Annotated in this window: 13 protein-coding genes and 3 pseudogenes; 4 read left to right on the top strand and 12 right to left on the bottom strand. The window is 40.2% G+C overall.

Annotated elements, in window-relative coordinates; genetic code table 11:
• Positions 1 to 5 precede the first annotated feature (5 nt).
• The 11 genes and pseudogenes from M2387_RS25950 to M2387_RS19520 all read right to left on the bottom strand — a co-directional run bounded on the left by M2387_RS25950 (position 6) and on the right by M2387_RS19520 (position 7,466).
• Complete coding sequence (locus M2387_RS25950) at positions 6 to 125, bottom strand: hypothetical protein (RefSeq protein ID WP_409040085.1); 120 nt, start codon at positions 123 to 125, stop codon at positions 6 to 8.
• Positions 122 to 394 carry a helix-turn-helix domain containing protein gene (locus M2387_RS19565; RefSeq protein WP_259051882.1) on the bottom strand — a complete coding sequence of 91 codons (273 nt, stop codon included), beginning with the start codon at positions 392 to 394 and terminating at the stop codon, positions 122 to 124. The genes M2387_RS25950 and M2387_RS19565 overlap by 4 nt, the downstream gene beginning before the upstream one ends.
• 154 nt (positions 395 to 548) lie before the next feature.
• A pseudogene (locus tag M2387_RS19560) lies at positions 549 to 1,353 on the bottom strand (IS5 family transposase).
• Positions 1,354 to 1,723: 370 nt separating this feature from the next.
• Entirely contained in the window at positions 1,724 to 2,023 is a 300-nt protein-coding gene (locus M2387_RS19555; RefSeq protein ID WP_038808067.1) for a helix-turn-helix domain-containing protein, read from the bottom strand.
• On the bottom strand, positions 2,020 to 2,370 hold the full coding sequence (locus M2387_RS19550; protein WP_259051881.1) for a type II toxin-antitoxin system RelE/ParE family toxin: 351 nt from the start codon (positions 2,368 to 2,370) through the stop codon (positions 2,020 to 2,022). The genes M2387_RS19555 and M2387_RS19550 overlap by 4 nt, the downstream gene beginning before the upstream one ends.
• A 499-nt stretch (positions 2,371 to 2,869) precedes the next feature.
• Positions 2,870 to 3,916, bottom strand: coding sequence for a helicase RepA family protein (locus tag M2387_RS19545; protein ID WP_259051880.1), 1,047 nt, complete (start codon positions 3,914 to 3,916; stop codon positions 2,870 to 2,872).
• Positions 3,917 to 3,999: 83 nt separating this feature from the next.
• Complete coding sequence (locus M2387_RS19540) at positions 4,000 to 4,185, bottom strand: helix-turn-helix transcriptional regulator (RefSeq protein WP_259051879.1); 186 nt, start codon at positions 4,183 to 4,185, stop codon at positions 4,000 to 4,002.
• 24 nt (positions 4,186 to 4,209) lie between these two features.
• Positions 4,210 to 5,478, bottom strand: coding sequence for a tyrosine-type recombinase/integrase (locus M2387_RS19535; protein WP_409040092.1), 1,269 nt, complete (start codon positions 5,476 to 5,478; stop codon positions 4,210 to 4,212).
• Between the two features lie 228 nt (positions 5,479 to 5,706).
• The gene (locus tag M2387_RS19530) at positions 5,707 to 6,609 is read right to left on the bottom strand and encodes a site-specific integrase (RefSeq protein ID WP_259051876.1); all 903 of its coding nucleotides are present in this window, start codon (positions 6,607 to 6,609) and stop codon (positions 5,707 to 5,709) included.
• Positions 6,602 to 6,829, bottom strand: a complete 228-nt coding sequence (locus M2387_RS19525) for a hypothetical protein (protein ID WP_259051874.1) — start codon at positions 6,827 to 6,829, stop codon at positions 6,602 to 6,604. The genes M2387_RS19530 and M2387_RS19525 overlap by 8 nt, the downstream gene beginning before the upstream one ends.
• Before the next feature lie 472 nt (positions 6,830 to 7,301).
• The gene (locus tag M2387_RS19520; protein ID WP_259051871.1) at positions 7,302 to 7,466 is read right to left on the bottom strand and encodes a hypothetical protein; all 165 of its coding nucleotides are present in this window, start codon (positions 7,464 to 7,466) and stop codon (positions 7,302 to 7,304) included.
• Between the two features lie 1,183 nt (positions 7,467 to 8,649).
• Between M2387_RS19520 and M2387_RS19515 the strand changes: the two genes are divergently transcribed.
• From M2387_RS19515 to M2387_RS19505, 3 genes are read left to right on the top strand one after another with little or no spacing between them, the layout of a single operon-like run.
• On the top strand, positions 8,650 to 9,612 hold the full coding sequence (locus M2387_RS19515) for a retron St85 family RNA-directed DNA polymerase (RefSeq protein WP_259051869.1): 963 nt from the start codon (positions 8,650 to 8,652) through the stop codon (positions 9,610 to 9,612).
• Positions 9,590 to 11,215, top strand: coding sequence for a retron Ec78 anti-phage system effector ATPase PtuA (gene ptuA / locus M2387_RS19510; protein WP_259051867.1), 1,626 nt, complete (start codon positions 9,590 to 9,592; stop codon positions 11,213 to 11,215). The genes M2387_RS19515 and ptuA overlap by 23 nt, the downstream gene beginning before the upstream one ends.
• Positions 11,196 to 11,978 (top strand): retron system putative HNH endonuclease, encoded by a 783-nt coding sequence (locus M2387_RS19505; protein WP_005975761.1) that lies wholly within the window; start codon positions 11,196 to 11,198, stop codon positions 11,976 to 11,978. The genes ptuA and M2387_RS19505 overlap by 20 nt, the downstream gene beginning before the upstream one ends.
• Before the next feature lie 136 nt (positions 11,979 to 12,114).
• On the opposite strand, the pseudogene M2387_RS19500 reads toward M2387_RS19505, so the two are convergent.
• Positions 12,115 to 12,294 (bottom strand): annotated as a pseudogene (locus tag M2387_RS19500) (HigA family addiction module antitoxin); the annotation flags it as partial.
• A gap of 63 nt (positions 12,295 to 12,357) precedes the next feature.
• On the opposite strand from M2387_RS19500, the pseudogene M2387_RS19495 reads away from it, so the two are divergent.
• A pseudogene (locus M2387_RS19495) lies at positions 12,358 to 12,573 on the top strand (transposase); the annotation flags it as partial.
• Positions 12,574 to 12,857: the final 284 nt, after the last annotated feature.

Here is a 12,857-nt window from a genome sequence, read left to right as displayed (position 1 = left end):
TTTTATTATAAATCCACATCCATAGAGACGATAACCTTACCTACCACATCCACTTTTGTAACATCATAAACATAAAACCTACCTCGATTACTTATTTTTATTTTACCTTCTGGAATTAAAATCACATCATATATATCCAGAGAACTATCAATTGATAAAAGCCATTTCCCATTGCTGATTTTTTTCCACCTTTAACTAGCCAATGCAAATCGGTCCCAGTGTCGAGAGCGCACTTTATTATCACATTCCCGCGAACACTGTTGCGCTGAGACCATGCATTTACATTGTTTGACGGCACATTGAGAGCTTCTGCCAATGCGCGTTGTGTTGTAACGCCATAAGCAGAAAGTAGTCTCTCAATTACCTCTTGAGCACTCGACTGGATGTTAGACATACCGAATTAACCACAAAAGTAGTTTGCATAAGCACAATTGTGATCTAACGTAGGTACACACCACATGTAACACCGTAGAACACACCATTTAACCGGAGATACTGCGTCATGCATATTGAAAATGCAAACATTCAGAACGCATTTGACTTAGAGGCTATCCCAATAGGATTTTATTCCATACGATAAGACCACAGGCAAAATGCAACATGGCCTCGTAATTTTCGGTCTTCTTTTCCCATCGGGTCAAAACCCGGAGAAAGCGATTCATCCAGCTGTGAGTCCTCTCGACAACCCAGCGATGGGCTTTGAAGTCGGTGTATTTACTTGCTTCAGACTCCTCTTTACGAGACTGGATATGTGGCTCGTAGCGGCGGCTCTGTAGATATATTTTCAGCCAGCCAGCTTCGTAACCTCTGTCCAGACAGAGCTTGAGTTTTTGCCCCGGACGCCCCGTCTGAAGTGCATCGAGCGTATCTGCAACCAGTTTGATATCGTGCGTGTTCGCTGCTGCAACAACCAGCGACAGAGGAAGCCCGTTGGCGTCTGTCAGCAGGCTACGCTTTACGCCCTGTTTCCCTCTGTCCGTGGGATTACGGCCTGTTTTTTATTCCCGACAGTGGGGATTTGGTCATACAACCGTCCATCGACAGCCAGGACCAGTCAATGCCGTCCAGATGTTCGCAGGCAAGAAATCCGTTTTGCCAGAAGCGTTAGAAGACTACCGCATCGCGCCATTCCTGGAAGCGTCGGTGTGCAGAACATGATGAACATATCCCGGTGGCGTTCAGGGCGTTCCACTGGCAACCGCTCCTGAGGACAAAGAACATGGCATCCATGGCAGCACGGTTGTCAACGCGTTTACGATGAGTCCCCAGTGGGTGGCTAGTTTTATGCTCCGGGATAAGTGGAGCCATTTTTTCCCATAGTTCATCGCTGATCTGCCACTTGCTGCCCGCCATACATTCTCCTCAGAAATTACCGTAACGTATTATACGACAATCCCTTTTGGGATAGGCTCTAAGTATCAATATCGTAGGAAATAATACAAAAGGTGATCATTGCCCAACATTTTCTCGACAGAATGCCCTGTTCTTATCGATAAATACGACAAGATATAGCCCTGAAAGGTAGAAGTTAAAATCTTTAATTAACAATGAATTAAGTTTATTCCCCAGATTGTGCGCCTATAGGGAAAGAAAATGGGGAATCACATAGCGAAGAGATTCATTCCCCGTAAAGCGCTTGATTCACTGTACGGGGAGAAAGGAATAGCAGGCGCGTATCGCCTTAAAGGGGTGAGCCTGAGCCATCGGCCAAGAGAAAAAGGGCTCAGATATGAAACGCGATGCGCTTTCCAGTGGGTAATTCAACATCCAAGCTAAGCTTGCCGCCCATTGCTTCAATATAGCGCTTCAGTGTGGCCAGTTTCAGGTCATTACCCCGCTGCTCCAGCTGGGTGATGGCTGGCTGGCTAACGCCCATCATTTCCGCCACATACTTCTGCGAAAGCTGAAGCTCTTCACGCATCATCTGTAAGCCGACCTCAAGGATCATTTCATCCGACATCTCTTTGATTCTGGCCTGGCTTTCAGGAGAGCGTGCGGCAATCACATCGTCTAGTGTTCTCATTGGTTTATCTCCAGATTTTGCAGGTGCGCGGCAAACTCATCTTCAGCAATACGGATCAGTTTCTCATAAAATCGTTTGTCATTGCTCTTATCCCCGGCACAAAGCACAATCGCCCGGCGAATCGGGTCAAAGGCATAAAATGCGCGTATCGGCTGCCCGGAAAACTGAATACGCAGCTCCTTCATATTCTTGTATCGCGAGCCTTTGAGCGTATCCGCATAGGGCCTTGGCAGCTCAGGGCCATACACCTGTAACTTGCCCAAATCTGCCAGCACTTTTTCCTGAAGCGCGTCATCCTGTTCGCTTAGCCAATCATCAAAGCGTTGGCTAAAAAGTACTGTCCACATACCATCCACTTATAAGCTATGACTTATAGGTAATGATATAAGCTAAAGATTATATTATCAAGAGAAAGTGCGTGGGATTACCCTTTGTGCCACTTCACACTACGCCACACCGATACGCTGATGTGAGTCGTGGCCAGACCTGGCCTTTATCACATAACACCAGAACCTCGCTCAGAAGTCCCATCAACGGGAGATGGCGTTAGCTACGCAAAGCCAATAAGCAAAATGCCTCACGGCGGGGCAATTTATTGTCCGGTCGTGAGGCGTTGGCCAACGAATGCAATGAGGCGGCAGGAAAAACCTTCTATACCCATCATACTTCAAGCTGCAGCTGCGTTGGCTGCATTCGCTTACCCGAATCACTTACCCACGTAAGCTCATCGGAATTCCCTCATTTTCCGCCTTCCTGCAACTTGAAATATTCTGGGTATATCACTCGAAAAGCTGATAAATCTAAAATTTCAAAAATGATTTATATCAGTAAAATATATGAAAATATTCACTGCCTTACTGGTAGTAGTTCTTCACCATTTTCTATCAATATTCCATCATCAATAAATTTTTTCACCCATCGATGAAAGTGCTTAACCTCAATACCCTGTTGCTTCAACTCATCACGAAGCATTTTTTTAGTACATACACCACCATTTGAAGAGTTTTTATGTATCATTTCCCAAACAGTTTTATGATTATCAGTCAGATTTGGAACATGTGATAATTCAGGGTGTAGGTTTACTGGTCTTCGAGTATGATCAATGACCGCCAGAGAAGAAATCCTTTCACCATCATTATCTATAAATAACTCTGATTCATACAATTTATAAGCATAGCTCTTTGGTTCTTCCGCGTCTTTCATTTTGGTACAGGACAAAATTAGCGCTTGGTTTTCTTTATCTTTTTTAACATTAAATTCAACATCCAGTGCGGCTTTTAATGAACTTGAGCCTCTGGCACCTTTCGTTTCATCTTTACCCGAGTGATGTACAAGAAGGACGCTGGCTGATGTTCCATTTTTTATCGCATCACATCCAACAACCAGGCGGCCCATATCTTGCGAGTTATTTTCATCCAGATTGCCGTAACAACGTGCTAGCGTATCAAAAATAATTAATCTGACAGGTAATTTGCATTTACCTTCAATGTATTTTATCCCATTCAGTAAAGCACGCCGTTCTGAGAGATCGGCAGGAAACACCGGCCGATTGACTAATATAAGGTTACTGACTTTTTTATTGTAGATGTTTTCCCATGCTTTTACTCTTCGGCTGACACCGATCCCGCCTTCACCGACAATATAAATCACAACACCCGGATTAACTCTATTACCAGACCACTCAATACCGGTTGCGATATGACACGCCCACGATATAGCAAGAAAACTTTTAAAAGATCCAGTAGGACCGTAAATACTGCATAAAGAATTTTCTGTTATATAATTTTTCATGACATAGCTACTTTGTTTATCATAGCCATCCGATCCTACACTGATAGGTAGTTTGTCGATGACATGTTCATGCTTGTTTCTATTATTTTTTATCTGACTCATTTTTTATACTCATATAGGAATTAATTAAATTCTGGCAATAGTTACCCACTGCCAGAAAAGACAGTTATTTTCAGAAGTGAAATTTATCTTACGGAGGTAGCGATCTTATTCTGAACCCAGTCTTTAACTTCACTTTCGACAAAAGCCACTTTACTTGCACCTATCTTTATTTTTCTTGGGAATAAACCCAGCTTTATCAACTCATAAATACGCGGCCGTGAATAACCGGTAATATCCATAACCTGATTAAATGATAATAACTTATCCATGATATACCTCTTTATATAAGTAAATTAAATGTTAGTGTCAAACGAGTAAGGATGTTTAAATTCATGATGAATTTGTTGTAGATAATCGGACCACCACTGCATCATTTTCCTTCTTTCCGGAATAAGCTCGGCTTTATGGATATAAGCCGCGCGCACATTATTTCTTTCCTGATGACTCATCTGTCGTTCAATGGCATCCCGACTCCATTTCCCTGACTCAATAAGTGCACTACAAGCCATAGTACGGAATCCATGAGAACAAACGTCTTTTTTGGTGTTATACCCCATTGTTTGCAATGCATGATTAATAGTATTTTCACTCATTGGCTTTTTGGGATAGTGATCGCTGGTAAAGACAAATATTCTATTGCCAGTAAACTCCTTAATGCTTTTAATTAACGTCAAAGCCTGATCACTCAATGGTACAATATGTGGTGTTTTCATTTTTGAACCACGATATGAAAATTTCACATCAGGAATTTCTTCCCTGATAGAGGGAATAGTCCATACAGCATTCTCTAGATCAAACTCATCCCAACGCGCAAAACGCATTTCGCTCGATCTGACAAAGCTATGCAACAGGAATTGAATTGTTAGTTTCGTTAGTTCCCGCCCCTTATACTCATCAATTCGCTTCAGTAACTCGGGAATTTTCTCGAGTTCAAGAGCAGGACGATGAACTGAATTTTTCTTTATTAATGCGCCAGATTTATGAGCAATGGGATTAAATTCCAACAACCCATTATCAACCGCCAATGTCATAATAGAATTAATACGCTGATAAATACGCGAGGCTAATTCTAAGCGCCCTGATGTCTGAATGATTTTTACGGGTTGTAATAGCTCCTGCGCATTAAGGGCTTTAATATTGTTTTCACCTAACTGAGGAAAAACTTCATCCATCAGAGATTTTAAAATACGCCGACTATGCTCTGGTGACCACTGCCGATTACTATCGTGCCACTGCATGGCCACTTCTCGGAAAGTTAATACATTTTCCTGATCTTTTATTCCGCGAGGATCGATCCCCCTAGCAATATTGGCTTTATATTCTTCCCGCTTTTCACGCGCCAAAGCCAGAGAAATATATTTATACTCACCAAATGAGGTCAAACGGTCCTCGCCCTGGAAGCGATAACGTAATCGCCAATAAGCGCTACCGCTGGATTTGAGCAGTAGATATAGCCCTCCCCCATCCGACAAACGTAATTCTTTTTCGACACTCTCCCCAGCTAATTTTTTAGCATTTAACTCTCTCAGCTGTTTTTTGATAAATGCATCTGTCAGCAACATCATTAATTCTCCGATTGTATTTTTAGATACGAACACATCTGGTAATCACTGGCCACATATCCAAGCTACTACGAGTGTTACCAGGGTCGAATAGCACTTTTAAAAAATAAATCAGAAAATATTATTAAATTGCATTAATGTAATTCTAAGAAAAGAAAAATTAACATTTTACAGAATATTACTCCGAAAAAATGGAGGTTTTAACAAAACAAAAGATTTAAATTCTTTTTACCTAAGGTATGTTTTGGTGATTTCTGCCCTAAAATGGCCCATTTCCTGACTCACCACCTCGAGTGACTCGTCATAGGAACATCCGTAATCTTGTAGTTCAGCCATACGTTCCTGTGCATAGCTGTGTCGCGTTCCATGACTCCCCGCTGACCATCCCAATGCTCTGGTGCTGGTATTGCTGAATGATCGACTCCAAGATTGACCCGCAGAAATCGCATAATATTGCTGATAATGAATGCCTCGGTCCGTCACTGTTACCGGTTCTGCTAATCGCCTGCTTTCCAACATTTCTGCTAATTCTGAAGCGATCTTAACTTCCCGGAGCAGCCCTCCTTTGCCCTGGACTGTGTATGATACGCCGCCCCGCCCCATAAATTTTTTACCTGACGCAGGCCGGGCACTGGGTTCGCGATACCGCCATTCACGTAGAGAAAACAGCTCGTGGCTGCGTAATCCTGCGTTATAGGCAATACGCGTAGCTAAGCGGTTTTTGTCTGACTGGTGAGATGCGATGACTTCAATTTGTTCTGATGTATAGGACCTAGATGACAACGACTGTTCATGCAAAGAACGCACGACTGTCAATGTTTGTCCATCGGGTAGAGCCTGAGTCAGATGTGCCATCATCGCCTGTAGAGCCTGACGCTCCATATCCAAGCTTTTTTGACCAACATCAGCAGCCCGAATGTGGAAATAGCGGATCGCCATTTCAGGCGTGATTTCCTGTAGGTTCACTCCACCATTGGTTCTGAAATAGAGAGCAATACGTGTGAGTGCTGCCTGATAATTTCTGACTGTACCGACAGACTGGAAAATATGTCCCTGTAAGGATTTCATGACGTTAGCAGCCTGACGTTGAGCTATGTCTCGATCCGTCTTTGCAGATGAAAATCTAGCCATGATTTTTCTCCAGCCAACGTGTGACTGTCGTTAAAACGACACAGACTCTTTTTTGTCTTAACCAACGCTGAATTTCCGCGGCAGAAGCGCCATGATGTTTTAATGCGAGAATTTCTACCCGATATCTGTCCAGACGTGACTGATTACGCCGGTAAGGCCGTTTCCTGCGTAGCCTGGTCTCCTCCTGTAATGTCATAACTATCGTTTTTGCATCAAACATAATATCAGTGCCTACTAGTAGTGAGTTGTAAGAACATCTGACCTGTAATGCTATAGCCAGCGACCACCATAGATATCATCATCCATAGCGCCTATTCGCCCCGGTTTGCCTGATTCAGACGGGCTCGGACTGGTCTCGCCCCAAAATAGTTTTTATACGTTTTGCCGCAGGGGATAACACCCGCTAGATTGGGGGTTCTGCGTAGATTTAATAAATTTAAGAAAATGCTTATAAAACATCACATTATCAAAACAATGATGCTGTGAGTGGCATCTTCATATATTTAATAGATTTAAGGCTGTTATTTGGTCATAACTTTCTGAAAAGTTAGACAAGCCATAGATTTGATACCTGTTTTGGCCAGGTTTTGCCGTTACAGCGAAGTTATTTGTCTGTTATCGGCCAGACTTTGCCATCAAAAGTTAATGTTGTCAGTATTAGCCCTGACAGCTCTCATGAGCGGCTTCACGCTTTATAAGTTAGTAAAAAGTAATAACAAAATCAACGTTGCATCAATTAAGTTGCGCATTTTCCCTTCCAGCCCTTGCCCTTCAAGGCCTTCAGGCCTTTTCTTTATATAACGCATAGCGTCATTGGAGGTAAAAACCTTGATCGAGTGAGCCTTCAGGCGATGCATTTTTTGTAAGCCTTCAGGCGTATGAAATTTTTTGTCTCTGCTACCCGTAACGTCATGATTTTTAATGACCGTTATTTGAGGATCATTTGGATGTCAAACGACTGTCATTTGAGACTCGTTTGTATGTCAAATGGCTGTCATTCGGGAGTCATTTGAAGGTTATCTGAGCCTTTGTTAAAGAAGTGAGGGGCAGCTTTGAGCAATCTGCTGACATTGGTAACAACATTCTGAGTGGGTCAACTGGTTTGCTTTACCTCTTTCTCAGGTTTCCTTTAGATTTCCTTGGGACACCTTTGGGATTTCTCAGGGATGAATTACGGGACAGGATATACTTTGTAGCACCGCCACCCCGGTGGACGTATTACAAAGCCCGGTCAGGGCTGCTCCCCGATACCTTGGCAACGTCTCACAGCCGTATCCGGTGCATAACCATTCACTCCCGTAAAGCGCCTCGGAACGATTCTGCGGGGTTTTCCGGGAGGAAGAAGTCTTTTTAGGCTCAGGGCCTGAAAACGCGTTGAGGCCGTCTGAGGCGGTGTGGTAAAGCGATGTTATGTTCAATAAGAGTGGCAGTCCCGGCCACTCTTAAAAGTATGGTATTCCTGCAGGTCAGCTTTCGCAGATGTAATGCGAAGGTCGTAGGTTCGACTCTTATTATCGGCACCATCTTTCTTCATAAAATCATTAAATTACAGTTTCATTGTTTTGCTTTGTTCAACACTAATGTGCGTTTATGAGCGTTGTAAGTGTGGCAAAATTGTGGCAACAAGAAATGTTTAACTTAGCACTACAAAGTGAAACTAGTATCAGTTTGACTTCGTGTTATTATGAAATGACAACATCAAATAATTGTTTTTTTATGGATTTTCTCATCATTATCACTTAATTAGATGAATTGAAATTTCGCGAAATAAGGCGTATGATGTAAACGCTCTTTAGCGTATTGTGGATTTACCATGTTTTTGGTCAAATCTAGTTGGGCGTTGCGCCGAACTCTAATTTATTGATTACATTTACAGTTGCGGAACAAACTTTTTGAGCCGCAATCCAGTAGGTTGCGGATCAAAAAGTTTGTTCCGCGGCTACAAGTAAAGAGCCTAGACCAAGGGATGGACAGGGAGGTAAGAACTCCTCGTTCATTCTTTGGTACTAGTTAATGACTGGTAAACGGAACAAGCTGGTAATGAGCATCGATATCGAAACGACACTTAAAAAAGCTTACCCTGATTTTGAAATACTTTTAAAATCAAGACCAGCTACGCATTACAAAGTATACAAAATCCCCAAGCGCACGATCGGTCATCGTATCATAGCTCAGCCTACGCCACGAGTAAAAGCAATACAAAGTGATATAATAAAAATACTGAAAGAATATGTATATATTCACGATGCAGCTACAGCCTATGTTGATGGGAGGAATATATTAGATAACGCCCAAATACATCAGAATTCAGTTTTTTTATTGAAATTAGATTTAGTTAATTTCTTCAATAGAATTACACCTGAAATTTTATTCAAGGCATTATCTAGACAGGGTTTACATATTTCAGATGACAATAAAAACATATTAAGACAATTTTGTTTTTGGAATCGGTCAAAGAGAAAAAATGGTGCCTTGGTTTTAAGTGTAGGAGCACCTAGCTCACCTTTTATTTCGAATGTTGTTATGAAAAGCTTCGATGAAGAGTTAACTTCTTTTTGTGAATCAAATAAAATTAACTACTCAAGATATGCAGATGACTTAACTTTCTCGACAAATGAGAGGGATGTGTTAGGGTTGGCTCATCAAAAGGTAAAAACAACACTGAGTCATTTTTTTGGCACCAGAATTATTATTAATAACAACAAAATCGTATATTCATCCAAAGCACATAATCGTCATGTTACAGGAGTGACTTTAACCAATGATAATAAGCTATCAATAGGAAGGGAAAGGAAAAGATATATATCTTCTTTAGTGTTTAAATTTAAGGAAGGCAAGCTTTCGGGTGATGATATCAACCATCTTAAAGGCTTGATTGGTTTTTCTTTTAATATTGAGCCATTGTTCATTGGAAGACTTGAAAAAAAATATGGAAAATCAACCATTAAGTCTATCAAAAAACATTCAGAAGGAGGGGTAAATGGAACAGATCTTACCGAGTAGGATAATCAAATTAATAAAAAAATCGGAAAGCGGCGATTTTGCTTCCTCTTACCAACTTTTTAAAATATTTGGCTCAGATGAGTACGGAGTTGATCCAGATGAAAAAATGTCTAGCCATTATAAAGAATTATCAGCCAAGCAACTCGAAGGTGGTCAACTAAGGGTTGCGGATATCCATTTGGAAAACTATAAAGGATTTGAGTCCCTGATTATGGATTTTTCCATGAAAAAAGGCTCTACAATTTTAGTAGGAAATAATGGTTGTGGAAAGTCGACGATTCTCGATGCAATCCAAAAGGGACTGACACATCTCTCCTCAAGGCTATCTACTCGCTCACATAATGGCGATGGTATCGAAAAGCATGAGCTAAAAACAGGTAAAAATTATGCATCGATAGCTATCAATTACGACTTTATGGGAGTTCGTTTTCCTATGATCATAGCTATGACTGAACCTGGTTATGAGGATAGTGCTAAAAGCAACTATAGCGGAATTAATGAGTTAGGGAATATTTTCAAAACAGCCCATTCAATCAATCCAAATGCATCTTTTCCTTTAATTGCAATGTATACAGTTGAAAGAGCGAATGACGTTTCTACTAAAGATATTGAGAATTCTGACGAAATCAAAGAAGCTCAAATCTGGGACAAATTCAAAGCATATAATAAAAGTCTTACAGGAAAAGCTGATTTTAAACTATTTTTTAGATGGTTTAAAGAATTAATAGAAATTGAAAACTCTGATAATGCTGAAATTAAAGCATTAAGAGCAGAGATTCGAGCTAAAGAAAAAGACTTAGATAACCCATTACTAAAGGCTCTCCTGGCAGAGAATAAGAATTCTGATACTACTAAAAAATTGTTAGCAGATCATGAAAATTCCCTGAAATTTTTAAGAAGTAAATTAAATAACTATTATTCAATTAATAGTAAAACATTACACACTGTTGAAGATGCAATTTATTCTTTTCTGCCCGGATTCAATAATCTTAAACTTCAAAGGGCGCCTCTTGATCTCATAGTGGATAAAGATAATGTATCTTTAAGCGTTCTGCAATTATCACAGGGTGAGAAAACCATTTTAGCATTAATTGCCGATATTGCTCGTAGATTGACATTATTAAACCCTAACAATGAAAAGCCTTTGGAAGGCACCGGAATTATCTTGATTGATGAAATAGACCTGCATCTGCATCCGTCATGGCAGCAAAATATTATTCCACGGCTTGAAAAAACTTTTAAAAATATTCAGTTTATAGTTACAACTCATAGCCCACAAGTTTGTCATACTATTGATAGTCAAAATATATGGTTATTAAAGAATGGCCAAAAGTTTAAGGCTCCTAAAGGAGTTAGGGGGGCAATATCTTCTTGGGTATTAGAAAATTTGTTTGAAGTTGCTCAACGACCGCCAGAAGATAAGTATACAAAGCTTTTGCAGGAATATAAGAGTTTAGTGTTTTCAGAAAAATATTCTAGTGAAGAAGCAAAAAAGCTAGGCACTACTTTATCCCAACATTTCGGTCCGGATGATGAAACCTTAGTAGAGTTAAAGCTTGAAATTGAAAAAAGAGATTGGGAGGATGATTTTGAAAAGGATTAATAAAACAGGAGAAGACCAATTCTTTATTGATTTTAAAACGCAGAATCCAAATGGAACTTGGGACGAATTTAGAAATCATGAAAAAAGCGTTTTGTATAAGAGGCTCAAACAACACATTTGCAATGACCAGATGTACCTTTGTGCATATTGTGAGATAGATTTAGATCGTAAAAATGAACATCAAATAAAAATAGAGCATTTCAAATCTAAATCTGGCTCGCTCCCCGGTGGAAGTAACTGGCATTTAGAATGGTCTAATCTCTTAGGTGTATGTCTTGGTGGTACAAATACAGGTGATAATTATGAATTACCAGCTAACTTAAGTTGCGATTCATATAAGTCACACTATGAAGATAAAAATAAAATTACTGACAAAGACTGGACAGGTAAAATTCTCCTTCCTCTCACGCTTCCGAATGCGCACAATTTATTTAACTTTGACAAGGTCACAGGTAAGTTGCTACCTAATGAATCGTACTGTAATAGCATAAGTATAGATGGTAAACCTGCGGTAGAAACACTAGGTATTGTTACAAAAACAATAGAAGTTTTAAATTTAAATTGTAGCAGGCTAAATAACGCCAGAATGAAGTTGCTGTTTCACTTCAACAGTTGCGCACGAGAAAGAGATTTGAGGAAAATTCATAATTTATTGATGCAATGGAGTCAAGGTGAACCAAAATTTTTTCAGACGACACGAGATATAATAATTCGAGAAAGTAGAATTTGCCGAGGATTGCTGGATGGAACAATAAAGTATTAGAATGTGTTAAATATGCGCAGCAGAGCAGAAAGTATTTTTCTATCACACTAAGTGATAGGTTGATAATATTCTGCTCATGGATTTTTTTTCGTAAATGTATAGTTTGAAAATCACTCCAATTCTTATGATGCTCTTGTAGATTCAGCCAAAAATAAGCATCGGTGTTTAATATATTCGAAAGAGCTAAACTTTCGGATTCTTTTATTATAGATTTATTTTTTAATATATCCATTGTTCTATTATAAGAAATGCCCATTCTGTTGGCTAACTCATATACCGACATTTTCAATGGTTTCAAAAACTCCTCCGACAGCATCCCCTCAGTGTCAGGGTAGTTGCCCATCTCTCTAAAAATCAATTTAAGGGTGTGGAGTAACAAATGAAACGTATTTCCCCTGAACGAAAAGCCAGCATACTGGCGAAATTGCTACCGCCCTACAATATGACTGTGGCTGCTGTTGCACAGATGGAAGGAATATCCGAAGCTACCCTGTATAACTGGCGTAATCAGGCTAAATCAGAGGGAAAACCGGTGCCGGGTGCAGATAAAACAACAGAACAGTGGTCAGCAGAATCGCGCTTTGCCGTGATATTGGTCAATAACAGTACGAGAGCTTTCTAGAACCACTAATTCCACTTATGCCACAGAACGGACGCTAATCTGCTTTTAGCTGTACACTCTTCGCCAGATCGGTGCTACGCATGAAGTAATTTACATAACAGAGGTCATACATACTCTTGGGCTATCGGTAGTACCCATTCTTGCTGCTAACACCCATTTCCATCCAGCATCTTTACAACACAAACCACCAAAGGTCATTTTTCAAACAAAACTGTATACCGCCCTAAATCGAATTTGGGATATACATATTTATATCC

The organism is Klebsiella sp. BIGb0407, assembly GCF_024807845.1.
In the GTDB taxonomy this organism is placed as follows: domain Bacteria; phylum Pseudomonadota; class Gammaproteobacteria; order Enterobacterales; family Enterobacteriaceae; genus JGM124.
Note: the sequence above shows the minus strand (reverse complement) of the source record. Positions and strands in the feature narration are given on the sequence as shown.

Coding starts and splice junctions, on each gene's coding strand:
- M2387_RS19565 (WP_259051882.1), bottom strand. CDS start 394: ATGTCTAACATCCAGTCGAGTGCTCAAGAGGTAATTGAGAGACTACTT.
- M2387_RS19555 (WP_038808067.1), bottom strand. CDS start 2,023: ATGAGAACACTAGACGATGTGATTGCCGCACGCTCTCCTGAAAGCCAG.
- M2387_RS19550 (WP_259051881.1), bottom strand. CDS start 2,370: ATGTGGACAGTACTTTTTAGCCAACGCTTTGATGATTGGCTAAGCGAA.
- M2387_RS19545 (WP_259051880.1), bottom strand. CDS start 3,916: ATGAGTCAGATAAAAAATAATAGAAACAAGCATGAACATGTCATCGAC.
- M2387_RS19540 (WP_259051879.1), bottom strand. CDS start 4,185: ATGGATAAGTTATTATCATTTAATCAGGTTATGGATATTACCGGTTAT.
- M2387_RS19535 (WP_409040092.1), bottom strand. CDS start 5,478: ATGTTGCTGACAGATGCATTTATCAAAAAACAGCTGAGAGAGTTAAAT.
- M2387_RS19530 (WP_259051876.1), bottom strand. CDS start 6,609: ATGGCTAGATTTTCATCTGCAAAGACGGATCGAGACATAGCTCAACGT.
- M2387_RS19525 (WP_259051874.1), bottom strand. CDS start 6,829: ATGTTTGATGCAAAAACGATAGTTATGACATTACAGGAGGAGACCAGG.
- M2387_RS19520 (WP_259051871.1), bottom strand. CDS start 7,466: ATGCATCGCCTGAAGGCTCACTCGATCAAGGTTTTTACCTCCAATGAC.
- M2387_RS19515 (WP_259051869.1), top strand. CDS start 8,650: ATGAGCATCGATATCGAAACGACACTTAAAAAAGCTTACCCTGATTTT.
- ptuA (WP_259051867.1), top strand. CDS start 9,590: ATGGAACAGATCTTACCGAGTAGGATAATCAAATTAATAAAAAAATCG.
- M2387_RS19505 (WP_005975761.1), top strand. CDS start 11,196: ATGATTTTGAAAAGGATTAATAAAACAGGAGAAGACCAATTCTTTATT.